This is a genomic window from Microcoleus sp. A6-C6 (assembly GCF_036705955.1).
Classification (GTDB): domain Bacteria; phylum Cyanobacteriota; class Cyanobacteriia; order Cyanobacteriales; family Microcoleaceae; genus Microcoleus.
The window spans coordinates 81,242-95,411 of sequence record NZ_JAUBVR010000009.1; the positions used below are offsets into that span (position 1 = coordinate 81,242).

At 46.3% G+C, this 14,170-nt stretch carries 12 protein-coding genes; 8 read left to right on the top strand and 4 right to left on the bottom strand.

The genetic code is table 11. The annotated features are described in order from the left end of the window. The first annotated feature begins 116 nt into the window (after window positions 1-116). From ftsY to argH, 4 genes are all read left to right on the top strand, one after another. On the top strand, window positions 117-1,967 hold the full coding sequence (gene ftsY / locus QUB52_RS06175; protein ID WP_332974462.1) for a signal recognition particle-docking protein FtsY: 1,851 nt from the start codon (window positions 117-119) through the stop codon (window positions 1,965-1,967). A gap of 635 nt (window positions 1,968-2,602) precedes the next feature. Beyond that, window positions 2,603-4,090, top strand: a complete 1,488-nt coding sequence (locus QUB52_RS06180; RefSeq protein ID WP_265235427.1) for a PP2C family protein-serine/threonine phosphatase — start codon at window positions 2,603-2,605, stop codon at window positions 4,088-4,090. Beyond that, window positions 4,080-4,316: a hypothetical protein gene (locus QUB52_RS06185; RefSeq protein ID WP_265235426.1), complete on the top strand. Its 237-nt coding sequence runs from the start codon at window positions 4,080-4,082 to the stop codon at window positions 4,314-4,316. The genes QUB52_RS06180 and QUB52_RS06185 overlap by 11 nt, the downstream gene beginning before the upstream one ends. Before the next feature lie 254 nt (window positions 4,317-4,570). Beyond that, entirely contained in the window at window positions 4,571-5,956 is a 1,386-nt protein-coding gene (gene argH, locus QUB52_RS06190; protein WP_332974463.1) for an argininosuccinate lyase, read from the top strand. Window positions 5,957-6,058: 102 nt separating this feature from the next. Here argH and QUB52_RS06195 read toward each other — a convergent pair whose 3' ends face one another. After that, entirely contained in the window at window positions 6,059-6,250 is a 192-nt protein-coding gene (locus tag QUB52_RS06195; protein WP_194066729.1) for a hypothetical protein, read from the bottom strand. 478 nt (window positions 6,251-6,728) lie between these two features. Here QUB52_RS06195 and bcp point away from each other — a divergent pair, with 478 nt between their 5' ends. The 3 genes from bcp (at window position 6,729) to QUB52_RS06210 (ending at window position 8,699) form a co-directional block, all read left to right on the top strand. Continuing rightward, window positions 6,729-7,202: a thioredoxin-dependent thiol peroxidase gene (bcp, locus tag QUB52_RS06200; protein ID WP_265235424.1), complete on the top strand. Its 474-nt coding sequence runs from the start codon at window positions 6,729-6,731 to the stop codon at window positions 7,200-7,202. Window positions 7,203-7,279: 77 nt separating this feature from the next. Next, window positions 7,280-7,735, top strand: a complete 456-nt coding sequence (locus tag QUB52_RS06205; RefSeq protein ID WP_265235423.1) for an NUDIX hydrolase — start codon at window positions 7,280-7,282, stop codon at window positions 7,733-7,735. 157 nt (window positions 7,736-7,892) lie between these two features. Continuing rightward, complete coding sequence (locus QUB52_RS06210; RefSeq protein ID WP_332974465.1) at window positions 7,893-8,699, top strand: alpha/beta fold hydrolase; 807 nt, start codon at window positions 7,893-7,895, stop codon at window positions 8,697-8,699. Window positions 8,700-9,007: 308 nt separating this feature from the next. Here QUB52_RS06210 and QUB52_RS06215 read toward each other — a convergent pair whose 3' ends face one another. Then, window positions 9,008-9,925 carry a pantothenate kinase gene (locus QUB52_RS06215; RefSeq protein ID WP_332974466.1) on the bottom strand — a complete coding sequence of 306 codons (918 nt, stop codon included), beginning with the start codon at window positions 9,923-9,925 and terminating at the stop codon, window positions 9,008-9,010. Window positions 9,926-10,239: 314 nt separating this feature from the next. Here QUB52_RS06215 and QUB52_RS06220 point away from each other — a divergent pair, with 314 nt between their 5' ends. Further along, window positions 10,240-12,345: a GAF domain-containing sensor histidine kinase gene (locus tag QUB52_RS06220; protein ID WP_332974468.1), complete on the top strand. Its 2,106-nt coding sequence runs from the start codon at window positions 10,240-10,242 to the stop codon at window positions 12,343-12,345. 79 nt (window positions 12,346-12,424) lie between these two features. Here QUB52_RS06220 and QUB52_RS06225 read toward each other — a convergent pair whose 3' ends face one another. Together QUB52_RS06225 and QUB52_RS06230 are read right to left on the bottom strand one after the other, a co-directional pair. Continuing rightward, on the bottom strand, window positions 12,425-13,213 hold the full coding sequence (locus QUB52_RS06225) for an RDD family protein (protein ID WP_332974469.1): 789 nt from the start codon (window positions 13,211-13,213) through the stop codon (window positions 12,425-12,427). A gap of 37 nt (window positions 13,214-13,250) precedes the next feature. Beyond that, window positions 13,251-14,099: a glycerophosphoryl diester phosphodiesterase membrane domain-containing protein gene (locus QUB52_RS06230; protein ID WP_332974471.1), complete on the bottom strand. Its 849-nt coding sequence runs from the start codon at window positions 14,097-14,099 to the stop codon at window positions 13,251-13,253. Between the last annotated feature and the right edge of the window lie 71 nt (window positions 14,100-14,170).

Here is a 14,170-nt window from a genome sequence, read left to right on the forward strand (position 1 = left end):
GTCTGTAGTCATTAGTCATCAGTCATTGGTCATTAGTGATTGGCAATCCGCAATCCGCTCTACACTAAGGACTTAGGACTAATGACTAATAACTACTCTCTATTCCCCAATTTCCTATGGTTTTTAATTGGTTTCGTCGCCAGTACAGCGAAAGCGGATCTTCTGAACCAGAAACTCCCTCCGAACAAACCCCAGATGAGGCGGCACAATCCGCACCGGTTGAGCCTCAAACAGATGCAGCAGTAGAGGAAACCTCCCCCGCTGTAGCCGAGGATTATCTCAATTGGGCTAAAGCTGCTTACAAAAATATTCAAAAACAGCAACAAGCTGAAACAGCAGTTGCTCAAACAGCAGAAGCCGAGATTCCAGCAGCCGAAACAGAAGTTGCAGAAGTTGCAGAAGCTACAGAATTTGCAGAATTTGCAGAAGCACCCACCGCAGAAACTGTTGCAGATATTGCGGAAGTTGCAGCACCAGCACAGACAGCAGAAGCCGAGATTCCAGCAGCCGAAACAGAAGTTGCAGAAGTTGCAGAATTTGCAGAAGCACCCACCGCAGAAACTGTTGCAGATATTGCGGAAGTTGCACCACCACAGGCTGAAACTAGCGATGCCGAAAAACTTGATGCAGTCAGTTTAGTAGAGATTCCCGAACCTCCGCAACTAATAGCCGAGGCGATCGATTCTGTGCCTGTTGCTCAACAATTAGAAGTTACAGCCGAAAATATAGAAATTGGCACACCTGCAAATGAGCTTGCAGACACAGAATCGATCGCATCTGAGGACTCCGCAGCCGAATCTTTGCCGTTTTGGGCCAGAGCTCAGGCCGATCGCCTCGATCGCATCGAACGTCTCAAGGAAACCGCCCTTGAGGAACCAGAAGTCATCGCAGCCGCCGCCGAAAGAGCCGCAATTATCGAAGAAATTCCCGGTTTTGCCTTTGACGAAGGCTTCCTCTGGTCATCGGAAATCCTAGCCAGTCAAGGCCGCCGGCCCGATCAAGTATCCGTCGAAGAAATCAGTTGGCTGCAAAAACTGCGCAAAGGTTTAGAAAGAACTCGCCGCAGCTTAATTAATCGACTAAAGGCGATCGTCGGTCAAGGCCCGCTCAATGAAGACGCCGTAGCCGAAATTGAGACTTTGCTCCTACAAGCCGATGTCGGAGTCGCAGCCACCGACATCATTATCAACCGCCTCCAAGAAAGACTCAAACAAGAAGTTTTGCCACCAGAACAGGCTCTAGCCTTCCTGAAAACCATCCTGCGCGACATTCTTGACGCTCCGACAGCCGAAACCGCCGCCGGCAATCCCGCCTACAGTCTGACTTTTGCCCCGGAAAAAGACACTTTCAACATTTGGTTGATTGTAGGAGTTAACGGTGCGGGCAAAACTACGACGATCGGCAAACTAGCCCACATAGCCCAAAAATCCGGCTACAAAACCCTAATTGCTGCCGCCGACACTTTCCGCGCCGCCGCCGTCGAACAGGTGAAAGTTTGGGGCTCCCGCAGCGGTGTCGAAATTATTGCTAACGAGGGGAAAAATACCGATCCGGCTGCTGTTGTGTTTGATGCGATCGCCGCTGCGGGCGCCAGAGACACAGAATTGTTGATCGTAGACACCGCCGGCCGCCTCCAAAACAAGAAAAATCTGATGGACGAATTAAGTAAAATCCGTCGCATTATAGACAAAAAAGCCCCCGGTGCTACCGTAGAATCTCTACTGGTTTTGGATGCCACGCTAGGTCAAAATGGTTTGCGACAGGCAGAAGTGTTCGCAGAATCTGCAAAATTAAGCGGAGTAGTATTGACAAAACTCGACGGTTCTGCTAAAGGTGGTGTTGCCCTAGCAGTAGTGCAGCAGCTAGGTCTGCCCATCCGCTTTATTGGAGTCGGAGAAAGCATCGAAGATTTGCGCCCGTTTTCTAGTTATGAATTTGTGGAAGCCCTACTCGATTTTAGATTTTAGATTTTAGATTTTAGATTGATGAGGTATCTGTAGCCGTCCCAATTTTTAGAGGCGGATACAGAGCTTCAAAATATCAAATTCTTAACCTTGAACTAGCATCGCAGGACTTGCGCCGACTGCCACGGGCGATCGAGTGAAAACTAAATATCTAGAAATAATACCTTCGTTCTGTTATTGCTTGCTTCGGATCAAAGCGTGATCCAAAGCGTGTCAAATTGAGCTACGGATGTAATATTAGTCTGCTGTCTGATTGCACAGTCTTCCCGATCCCCCCTAGCCCCCCTTAAGAAGGGGGGGGACAAGAGCGCTCAAAGTCCCCCTTCTTAAGGAGGACAGAAAATGGTCAAAGTCCCCCTTCTTAAGGAGGACAGAAAATGGTCAAAGTCCCCCTTCTTAAGGGGGACAGAAAATGGTCAAATTCCCCCTTCTTAAGGGGGATTTAGGGGGATAGGGCCTCAGCTATAAACGAGATTTCTTAACGATTTCAGACTTAAGTTGATACAACTGTCCTAGTGCCCAACTTCCTTGGCGAGACCCAAACTACTTGCTCGATAAAAAACCGGATTTCTGTTCAGGTGCTGCGTAATTCCTCACTCAATCATCCTCCTTTTAAGATCGAAAATCACAAATTTAAAATGACTGCTGTGCCCTTGCCTCGCCCCTCACCTCAACCTGCTGACCGCCCTCCGGGTCGCAATTCCACCGACGCGACGCCAGTATTTGCCCTCAAAGAACTGGTGGCGCGCTTGTACCGATACCAGCACAACGTTCAAGATATGTTGGGCTCCCTGGGATTTGCCCTGCGCAGTTTTAACAATCTCAACCAATTTTTGGAGTTGGTGCCTTTGGTGGCAACTCGCGTTACCGACGCCGACGGGGGAGCTTTAGTGCTGTTCAAACCCAACGGTCAAGTCAGGTTCCAGCAGTTGCACTGTCAGGAAGGACGGCAGTGCCAAGATATGCGAAAAGCGCTAGAAATAGCCACCAGGCAAGCTACAGCAGGTGCGGGCGTGGCTGGTGCATCTTTTTGGGAAACCTCTGGGCAAACTTCCAGTCTCGACCTGCAAGTAAGTCGTTATTTGGGCCCGGATGTTCATCTGTTTGGGGCGCCAATTTTAGTCAAAAATTTGGAACGCGGACGGCTTTATGTTTTTAGCAGTGATCCGCAATATCTGTGGACTCCCAGCAGACAGAAATTAGTTCGGTTGGTGGCGGATCAAACCGCCGTGGCCATCTACAAAGATGAACTTACTGTTAAGTTAGCTGAAAAAGAACGCTTAGATAGAGAGTTAGAAATCGGGGCGGAAATTCAATTGCGGCTGCAACCCCGCAGTTGTCCTAAAATTCCTGGTCTTGATGTGGCTGCTCGCTGCCAAACTGCTAGCAGAGTCGGCGGTGATTATTATGATTTTATTCCCGCTGACTATGACCCGATCGGCAAGGAATATGAGGGGGAACACCCCCCATCCCTGATTAAAAATCTCAAGTCCAAAATCGACAAGGGCCGCTGGAGCATAGTCATCGGCGACGTGATGGGCAAAGGGGTACCGGCTGGCCTGTTGATGACGATGACGCGGGGTATGCTGCGGGCTGAGGTTTTGAACCGCCACTCGCCTGCGAGAATTTTGCAACATTTAAACCGGGTAATGCACGCGGATTTGGAGAATTCCCACCGTTTTGTGACTCTGTTTTATTCGGAGTATGACCCGAAAACTCGCGTTTTGTCTTACAGTAATGCTGCTCACCATCCGCCTTTGCTGTGGCAAGCTGCAACTAATTCGATTGTTCGGCTCGATACTTTGGAGGGAATGTTGATTGGTTTGGATGCTGATTCACGCTACCAAGAAGCCCACGTGCAATTGCAGCCTGGTGATACTATTATTTATTACACGGACGGATTTACTGATGCTGCTAATCAAACGGGCGAGCGCTTTGATGAGGATAACTTAACCGCGGCTTTTCAGTGGGCTTGTCAAAATTATCAGCAGGCTGAGGAAATTTTGGATTATTTGTTCGATCGCGTTCAGCAGTTTATCGGTATTGGCAATCGCAACGCAGATGACATGACACTGGTTGTACTTAGGGTAACATCTTCGATAGGAGAAAATCACCATGATAGTTAGTTTAATTTCGGAAATTACTGTTGGATTTACCAGCTCGATTAATTGGAGCGATGTGGCTCACCTTTTAGTTCTGAAATCTCATTTGAGTACGGTGATTTTGGGTCAAAGCTACGAAATTTTTACGAATTTTCAGAAAGCTTGGAACAATTTTGTGACGACTGGTCAAATAGGAGCTTTTTTTATCGGTATATTTGTCGGCTGGTTCATTAAGGGAATTTTTCCTTAGATTTGTGCTGGGGATTTGAAGGCATTAGGAAAAGACTGTAAAAGTTCAAAGTCAGGACTTCATTATTTTTTCATACAGCGCAATTTTTACATTTTTGTAGTCAGGACTTCAGTTTTTTAGTGTTAATAAAGGTATAACCGGGAGAAGGATTTGTATTCCTTACTACAAACCGGGAGAAGGACTTGTGTTCCTTACAAAAAATCGGTTTTCAAAGACTTCTACAACAGGCATATAATCTAGTTTTACTTTCCGCAATGACAACACAACCGAAAACTTGGAGTCAAAGATTTGAATCGGCACTGCACCCGGCGATCGCCCGATTCAATGCTAGTATTGGCTTCGATATTGAATTGATTGAGTATGACTTGACTGGTTCTGTCGCTCATGCTAAAATGCTCGCCAAAACTGGAATTATTTCCGCAGCAGAAGGCGAACAGTTAGTCAATGGTTTAGAACAAATCCGCCGCGAATACCGCCAAGGTCTTTTTGTGCCGGGAGTTGATGCAGAAGATGTTCACTTCGCCGTAGAGAAGCGGCTGACTGATATTGTGGGGGATGCGGGCAAAAAGCTGCACACTGCTCGATCGCGCAATGACCAAGCAGGCACTGATACTCGTTTGTATTTGCGCGATCGGATTGCCGAAATTCGTGAGCAATTGCGAGAATTTCAAGGGGTTCTGCTCGAAATTGCGGAACTTAACGTCGAAACTTTAATCCCTGGTTACACGCACTTGCAACGCGCTCAGCCGATTAGTTTGGCTCATTACCTGTTAGCTTATTTTGAAATGTCCGATCGCGATTGGGAACGTCTCGGCGATGTCTTGAAGCGGGTGAATATTTCGCCTTTGGGTTGTGGCGCGCTGGCGGGGACGACTTTCCCGATCGATCGACATTATACGGCAGAAATCTTGCAATTTGACAAGGTTTATGCTAACAGCTTGGATGGAGTGAGTGATCGAGATTTTGCGATCGAATTTCTCGCAGCCGCCAGCATCATCATGGTACACCTGAGCCGTTTGTCAGAAGAAATGATTTTGTGGTCTTCTCACGAATTTGGATTTATTACGCTCAAAGATAGCTGCGCTACGGGTTCTAGCATCATGCCCCAGAAAAAAAATCCCGACGTGCCGGAGTTGGTGCGGGGCAAGGCGGGGCGCGTTTTCGGTCACTTGCAAGCCTTGCTCGTAGTCGTGAAGGGACTGCCTTTGGCCTACAACAAGGATTTGCAAGAAGATAAAGAAGCTTTGTTTGATAGCGTCAAAACTGTACAGGGTTGCTTGGAAGCAATGACGATTTTGCTGCGGGAAGGAATCGCCTTTAATGGCTCACGCCTCGCCGCCGCGGTTGCAGAAGACTTTTCCAACGCTACAGACGTAGCAGACTATTTGGCTGCTAAGGGTGTTCCCTTCCGGGAAGCTTACAACCTCGTCGGCAAAGTCGTGAAAACTTGCCTGTCGGGGGGCAAACTCCTCAAAGATTTGACACTTGAGGAGTGGAAAGACTTGCACCCAGCGTTTGAGACAGACATTTACAGCGCGATCGCACCTCAGCAAGTGGTGGCGGCTCGCAATAGTTACGGTGGTACCGGGTTTGAACAAGTGAGAAAATCACTGATTGCTGCGCGCGATCGGATCGCCTAAACATCATCGTTGAATTCTTGGGCTAATTCAGGCTGGCTATCTCTCCTTAGAACGATCGTGTTTTGCACTATGGTTCTAAGTTGAGCAGATAGCCTGACTATATTACTCTTCAGCAGCAGCCATATCTTTGTCCCGTCCGCCGCCGCTCATGGCGCCCATGCCACCGCCGTTGCCGCCGTCAAATCGTCTTCTCTTGTTGGAGAACATATCTTGATTTCTCCGCTTGCGAAACTTGCGAGCGTATGCTTGATTTCGTTGTGCCTTCTCTTTCTTGAGATTGCGGCGCTTAGCCATTATGACCTCACTAATAAACATTGACATTCCCCTGGCTTTCGCCGAGGGGATTCTTAAGGTTGAAACTCTCAGCACTCTTAGTTACTGAGATTCTTGGTTCAACGAAGTCACTTGCTTCCGACAGGATTTCTCCAGCCCCAGTAGAGGTGTCTTCTCCCCAAGCGTAAATTCCGGTATACCTTACCGTACTTGATCAGTTCTCTTTATGTAGTTAGGTTTTGTTCAAATTTAGCTTTCCTAAACCGCAACACCTATCGGTGTGACTACGCACTCAACTAATCGAGTTAAGTTTTTACGTTGTTTAGTTATACTCAATTTTAGACCGATGATGATTATATCACACCCAGCACTCTTACGGATCGAGAAGAACACTCCCTCCAATGAGAGTCTCTTGAGTCGCTCTTCATCTGGGCCCGATCGGCACACAATCTTGTTTATTTGCGAAAATATTTCTACAAACTCTTGACAAATACCACAAATGACACTCAATCCTGGTGACATAGCCCCTGTGTTCAGCCTGCCCGACGCTGCCGGCAAACTTGTCAGCCTCGCAGATTTTCGAGGGGGACGAGTTGTACTCTATTTTTACCCTCGCGATAGTACCCCCGGCTGTACGAAAGAAGCTTGCGGCTTTCGCGACATCTACTCAGACTACGAGTCGCGCAATATTGTAGTGCTCGGCGTTAGCACTGACGACGCAAAATCTCACACCAAGTTTGCAGCCAAATATCAACTGCCTTTTCCTTTGCTGTGCGACTCAAACGCCGAAGTCGCTACCGCCTACGGCTGTTACGGACTCAAAAAATTTATGGGCAAAGAATTTATGGGCATTACTCGATCGACCTTCGCGATCGACCCTGATGGTAGGATTGAAAATGTTTGGCGCAAAATCAAACCAGAATCTCACGCAGCGGAGATTTTAGGACAGTTGCCGGATATTTCGCCTGCATGAAGAATTAACAATTCTGACCCCAAATCTGGGAGATAGCAGGTCTAAAATTACTTTCCCCTCAACAAGCTTTTAAGTTTATGCGTCGATTGTGGCAATTTGTACAGACTGTGCTGGGTCTGATTTTTCGACATCCCGTCACTGGTACCGCCGTGATTCCTGTATTACCTGACGGGAGAATTGTCTTAATTCGTCGCCGCGACAACGGTCGTTGGGCACTGCCGGGAGGTATGGTGGATTGGGGAGAGGATATTCCGACAACGGTGCGGCGGGAATTGGCGGAGGAAACTGGACTCGATTTAGTCAAAATTCGTCGGTTGGTGGGCGTTTATTCGGCTGCCGATCGAGACCCTCGCTTGCACTCGATTTGTATTGTGGTAGAAGCAGAGGTGCAGGGAAAGATGCAAGTTCAGGATACGCTGGAAATCAGTGAGGTTGAGGCTTTTTTGCCGACGGCGATCCCGAAGGACGAACTCAGCGACGATAACGACGAACACTTGCAGAACTATTTTCAAGGTCTGACAACTTTGGCGTAATCGGCAGGGCATCGAAATTTGAGCAACGTTGGGAATTATCTCGCCGTCAAAAGCTGTTTATTATGAGTATGGAATTAATTTTTAATGTTTCCATGCTTTAATTTATAATCTCTGAACATTAATTTAATCATCTTTTTATTGCTGAATATTAAACCGGATGTACTCACCGCTACGCAATTCTCGGGTCAAACTCTCTTTAGGGCACATCTTCTGGCGCGAAGTCGGCAGAGGCCCAAATTTAGTATTTTTGCACGGTTCTTGGGACGACGGCAGTCAGTGGCTGCGGACGATCGAGCATTTGAGCCCCGACTTCCAATGCTTCGCACCAGATTTGCTGGGCTTTGGTAACTCGGAACGCCCGAATGTTAATTATTCGATCGACCTGGAAGTAGAATGTCTCGCCCAATACCTCGATACTTTGAACCTGCGAGAGCTTTATTTAATTGGTGACTCTTTGGGTGGCTGGGTGGCGACTAGCTACGCCATCAAATATCCCGATCGAGTGCAGGGTTTGGTGTTGTTGGCCCCAGAAGGTGTCAAGGCTAGCAACCGACGAGGGCGGTGGGAGACGGCTAGGTGGCTGGTTGGTAAACCTCCGCTGGCTTACTGGTTTTTGCGATCGATCTATCCAATTGCTAAGTTGCTGGGTAGCCAAAAGAAGATTGACCAACTGCTAAAGTTCAGACAGCAGTTGATGCAGTCCCCAGTTGCCGTGCAGTTGCTGTTCAGGCGGAAGCGGGCTGAAATTACAGCAGAGTTAGTAGATGAGAATTTGCCTTTGCTGAGAACGCCTGTTTTGCTGTTGCACGGTTCTGAAGATACCTCCGCAGCTTTCTCTGTGTGTCAATCCTATGCTGCTCTAGTTCCTAATGCTGAACTGAAATCTGTCAGTCCGGGGGAAAGCAATTTGCCGCAGGAAGTCCCGGATATTGTTGCTAACTATATTCGCGATTTTGCTAAGTAAATTGGTCATTGGTCATTGGTCATTGGTCATTGGTCATTCGTCATTGGTCATTGGTCATTGGTAACAGTTAATCTAATTAGCCTTTAAATTAGACGAGCAATTGCATAAGTCTTTAATTAATAGGCTAACCGCAGATGCAAGGCAGATGAACACTGATCAACGCAGATAATTTTAAGATAAGAGAGCTTGGGAGTGCAAGAGGTCTATTGTTGTCAAAAAATAATCAAATTCTTGTGGGGTGGGCTTCGCAGCACCGCCAGAAATATGCAATTTAGGTGCACAACAGCTTAATAACTAATGACTAATGACTAATGACTAATGACTAATGACTGATAACTAATTCCCCAAAAAATGGCTTCTGGTGCGTCAATTACGGAGGAAGCTGTATCGGGAAATGCTGCGGTTAGGTATTTTAAAAGCAAAGTGCGATCGCCCCCAGTGACTGCAATTTTGCTATTAGGAAACAAACGCAGCCAATCTTCAATAAAATCCCTAACCCCTGCCACCGCCGCATACACAACTCCGCTTTGAATAGCCCCAGCAGTATCTGTAGCCCAGCGGTGGGGCAGAGTTTCTGGTAATCTGACTGAGGGCAATGCAGCGGTTTTTTGACCTAAAGACGACAACTGTAAACCCAAACCCGGTAAGATTGCACCCCCAACTAAATACCTATTGACATCAGCCCCAGTAAATGTTAAAGCTGTACCAGCATCTACAAGTAAAATTGGCCAACCCAATTGGTTGCCAGCACCCAGTAAAGCCAAAGCTCTATCAATTCCCAGGGTAGGATAGAGTCCCCCGATCGCCAACTGGTCTAAAGTAATAATTCGGACTTCAGGATAACTCTGCCAAATTGCTGTTTGCTGGGGAACGACTGATGCCAAAACTAGAGGTAGCGGCACTACAGAAAGTGTGTGAAAATTAGAAACAGCGGGAGTAGCAGGAAGACAAGGGAAATTGTGAGCAGATATTTGCTCGATCGCCCTCATCACTGTTTTCACCAAAAATTCGCCTTTTTCTGCCTCGGAGAGCCGGGAAACAGCATCAGCTTTCAGATGCTCTGTATCCCATGTTTTCTCCAGGGTTTTGCCCGCAAACAGTCCCCAGTGCAGCCGTGAATTGCCGATCGCCAAAGCTATTTTCACCTGGCTTTTACCTCTCAATTCAGGTATGAGATTGTCGGTGCAAGCTGGCGGCTGAAAATTATCGGCAATTGAGTTTTCCATGTTGATCGATCGCGCGCAAACATTGAACTAAAGATAGATTCTAGATTAATTTTATTCGCTTAACGTGGCGGTTAACTCTAATTGACATCTAACTAACTTTAATGGTGCGCGCCAAATTACTATGGTCGGCTACAGAACTCATAATTTATATTTATAAATATTTGTAAATATAATAATTGCTATCCTCATACTGAATCCTTTATAATATATGAAGATTCCAATAGTCCTGGTAGCGACGATTTGGCTGTTGACGGGGTAAGCTCAGGTATAAAAAACCAGACTAAATCAAGATCCTGTAAAACTACTGAGTAAATATGTCTTTAAAAATACAAGAACACGAAAACCCCTGGCAGAAATTAACTTGCCGGTTGCCTGAATCAGGAAATTGGAGACAGGAAGAAGGTCTTTTGTTACCAGAAATAGACGCACAAAAAGCCCTGATCGTGCAGATGCAGCAGCAAGTTCAGCTATCAAACTTGCTGAACGACATTAATAACGAAATTCGCAGCACCCTTGACATTGAACAAATTTTAACATCGGCTTGCAGATTGCTGGGGCAAGCGCTAGAGTGCAGCCGCGTCAGCATTTTAGTCAAAGAATCCAATACAGAAAAAATTTTAGTCACGCGGGGAGAGTACAACGCGGGGGACTATCCGATGCAACTGGGAATGAAAGTACCGATTACTGACAACCCGCACTTGACTGCTGTGGTGTGTCAGCAAGAGTCGCTAGCATTGACGAAGTTTCTCGATTTTCCGGGGTTGAATGAACAAACCCGAAAAATGGCCGAAACTTTGGAAATTAAGTCAATGCTGGCAGTAGCTACTCGCTATCAAGGTGAAGTGAATGGCATAATTGGGTTGCATCAGTGCGATCGCGAACGGGAATGGACTGATTGGGAAAGGCAACTTGTAGAAGGGGTAGCTTCCCAATTAGCGATCGCGATCAATCAAGCCAAACTCTACAGCAAAACCCGCTGCCAAGTCGAACGAGAATCGCTGCTGCGGCTGATCGGCAACCAAATTCGCAGTACGCTGGATCTGGGAACTATCCTGCAAACAGCGGTGAGGGAAGTCCGCCAACTGTTGCAGTGCGATCGAGTAATTATCTACCAGTTTGAAGATAACTGGCAGGGAAAAGTTGTCGTTGAAGACATGATAGTTCCTTGGCCTTCAATTTTAGGAGATATGGGGGCCGATAAGTGTTTCAGGGGAGATTACGCCGATCTTTACCAGCAAGGGCGAGTCAAAGCAATTAATGATATTTTTAATGCTGGCTTAGAGCCTTGTCACGTTGATTTCTTAGATAGTTTGCAGGTAAAAGCTAATCTGATTGTACCGATTGTTACATCCAGAAGCGAAGAAAATTCACTCCCTACAGCCGGAAGTTCTAATTTAAAATTTCCCGGTAGACTGTGGGGTTTGCTGATTGCTCACGAGTGCGGTGATACCCGGAATTGGGAGCAGCAAGAAACGGAGTTACTGTCGCAGCTAGCTGACCAAATGGCGATCGCAATTCAGCAAGCAGAACTTTACAGCCAAGTCCGAGAAGCTGCGGTCAAATCTCAAGCTCAAACCCAGCAATTGCAAGCAGCGCTTCAAGAATTGCGATCGACTCAACAGCAATTGATTCAAACCGAAAAAATGTCTGGTTTGGGGCAAATGGTGGCGGGAATTGCTCACGAAATTAACAACGCCAACAATTTCATCCACGCTAACTTGTTTCATGCTCAAGAATATTTTAAAGTCTTGAACGAAGCTCTGGAAATTGCCGGTAATGCCTGCCCGGAAGCAGCGGAAGCACTTGTCAGAATCAATGAAGAATTAGAACTAGATTACATTCGAGAAGACTTTGGTAAACTGCTCAATTCCATGCGAGAAGGCAGCGGCAGGATTCGCTCTATCGTGACGACGCTGCGAAGTTTTTCTCGCTTAGATCACGCTGAATTTAAAGCTGTCGATTTGCATGAAGGCTTGGAAAGCAGTTTATTGATGCTGCAAAATAAGCTAAAAACAAATATTAAAATTGACAAACAATACGGAAGTTTGCCACTAATAAAATGTCATGCGGGTCAAGTCAACCAAGTATTTTATAATTTGATTGACAATGCTTTAGATGCGATCGACTCAGCGCGCAAACCGGGGGAATTAACCATCCGCAGTTGGCAAAGCGAGCCGGACTGGGTAACAATTTCTGTGCGCGACACCGGAAATGGGATTCCTGCGCAAATTCAAGACAAGATTTTTGACCCATTTTTTACTACTAAACCTGTGGGAAAAGGCACTGGTTTGGGACTTTCTGTGTGCTATCAGGTAATTGTGCAAGCTCACGGCGGCCGGATTCGGTGCGTTAGTGAGGTTGGCGAAGGAACTGAGTTGATTGTGGAGTTGCCGTTGACAAATCAGAGGGTAAGTGCATAATTCCTGCTTTAATCAGATTAATGACCAATGCCCAATTCCCCATGCCCGTGGATTTATAAGTAATTAACCGGGCTTGATATTAATTGTCAACTTGCTGCTGATAGGCCTGATAAACAGCCTCTAAAAAGACATTAGCATCAACTTTTGTCGGCAGTTTTTCCCAACCTATGATTTGTTTAACTTGAGTAGCCAGTTGTTTGCTCAATTCATTTCTGGCATGAGGTATCATAGCTTCGCGCCGCTGCAAATACTCTCGAATTACAGCAAAATCTTCTGGCAGCAAGCGGGAGATATCGGCCTCTACAAGCAGTTTCTTTGCCAGGGATTGAGCCGATGTTGATACTTTCAATGCAGCAGTTGTCCCAGGTTGTTCTTCTTGAATTACCAGGGTGCCTGCTACCAAATCTCCTAAACGTTTTTCCCGCTGGTTTAAAACTATGAAAAATACACCTATAAAAAATAAGTCGTCAAAAGGCCGCATCAAAGCCCGTAGTGTTGATTGCTGAAGCCTGACTGGACGGCCGTCATCCCTAATTACTCGGATTTTGGCACGACGCTTGCCTGGTGTTTGACCAGACCACACCGTTTCAAAAAATACAAAGTAACCTACATAAATGAAAAAACCAATTAATGTCTGAACTGCTATCAACCAGAGTTCTAAGCGATTGGTACTTCCTAGCAACTTTGCGATCGTCTCAAGGAACACTGAATTAAATATCAGCGCACCTAATAGAAACACTACTACGCTCAAACCCAAAATGATATAGTCTATCAGCAATGCGTATGCTCGGTTGCCAATGCCGGCTAAGGTAAATTCGAGTTCTACACTTTCGGGAGTGTGGAGAGTGAATCGATTAAAAAGTCGCATAAATTTGAGCAAATTTTATGTTTTGACTGAGGCTGAATTAGCGATCGCGCATTTGCAAACCCAAACCTTCTTTGCGGCTGCGGAGGTCGTAGTAGATAATGGCTTTCATAGCCTGCCAAAAAGGAGTCACAAGCGCACCGCTGCCAAAGCTCAATAGCAAAATCAGAAGATAATAAACTAAGTAAAACATACCAGATTCTGCGCCCAAAACTGCACTTAAAACAACTTGAACGAGCATAGCAATTATCTGCACAACAATCGTGATCGGGAGTGAAACCAAAATGCCCACAAAAAATATCCACTGAATGCGTCCCACCGACCCCTTAGTTAACTCCCAACTACGACTAATTGCCGAACTAGCAGTCAGATTATTTTCGATCGCCAGTGGTAACTCAACAATGAACAATTGAGAAAAAATTCGGATACATATAATTAATAAAGCAATGACCGCAACTACTACCAGCAAACCTCCAATCAATCCAATAATTGTGGAATTTTGCCCCAACATACCAGCAGCAACCCCCACTGCGACAGATAACAGACCGATCGCGATCGCACCTCCCAAATATACCCCACCTAAAATCAGAGATGTCAGTACACCCGCCCAGAAAAAATTCCACATCCGAGGATCTACCTCGCGGCGAGCATCACTGACAGTCTCTGGATGTTCACTAACTTCACCGAAAGCCAGACGAGAAATCAGCGCTGCGATCGCAGAATATTTAGCCCAACCATAAATCGGAACTAACAACCACAGATAAGCTGTGAAAGCCAAACCAAAATATAACTTAAAACGATCGCGGTAAATCCGCAAAGCAGCACTAACAACATTACCGACGCTCAAGGGGCCTGTTTGTCCAGAAGAACTAAGATTTTTTTTAGGCATGGCTGGATGGATTTAGTTGTGTGAGGCGGAAAATTTACACCTATCTTAAGCTATATCTAATATAACTTAGT

Excerpts from the sequence above, each read along its gene's own strand:
- ftsY (WP_332974462.1), top strand. The coding sequence starts at position 117 with ATGGTTTTTAATTGGTTTCGTCGCCAGTACAGCGAAAGCGGATCTTCT.
- QUB52_RS06180 (WP_265235427.1), top strand. The coding sequence starts at position 2,603 with ATGACTGCTGTGCCCTTGCCTCGCCCCTCACCTCAACCTGCTGACCGC.
- QUB52_RS06185 (WP_265235426.1), top strand. The coding sequence starts at position 4,080 with ATGATAGTTAGTTTAATTTCGGAAATTACTGTTGGATTTACCAGCTCG.
- argH (WP_332974463.1), top strand. The coding sequence starts at position 4,571 with ATGACAACACAACCGAAAACTTGGAGTCAAAGATTTGAATCGGCACTG.
- QUB52_RS06195 (WP_194066729.1), bottom strand. The coding sequence starts at position 6,250 with ATGGCTAAGCGCCGCAATCTCAAGAAAGAGAAGGCACAACGAAATCAA.
- bcp (WP_265235424.1), top strand. The coding sequence starts at position 6,729 with ATGACACTCAATCCTGGTGACATAGCCCCTGTGTTCAGCCTGCCCGAC.
- QUB52_RS06205 (WP_265235423.1), top strand. The coding sequence starts at position 7,280 with ATGCGTCGATTGTGGCAATTTGTACAGACTGTGCTGGGTCTGATTTTT.
- QUB52_RS06210 (WP_332974465.1), top strand. The coding sequence starts at position 7,893 with ATGTACTCACCGCTACGCAATTCTCGGGTCAAACTCTCTTTAGGGCAC.
- QUB52_RS06215 (WP_332974466.1), bottom strand. The coding sequence starts at position 9,925 with ATGGAAAACTCAATTGCCGATAATTTTCAGCCGCCAGCTTGCACCGAC.
- QUB52_RS06220 (WP_332974468.1), top strand. The coding sequence starts at position 10,240 with ATGTCTTTAAAAATACAAGAACACGAAAACCCCTGGCAGAAATTAACT.
- QUB52_RS06225 (WP_332974469.1), bottom strand. The coding sequence starts at position 13,213 with ATGCGACTTTTTAATCGATTCACTCTCCACACTCCCGAAAGTGTAGAA.
- QUB52_RS06230 (WP_332974471.1), bottom strand. The coding sequence starts at position 14,099 with ATGCCTAAAAAAAATCTTAGTTCTTCTGGACAAACAGGCCCCTTGAGC.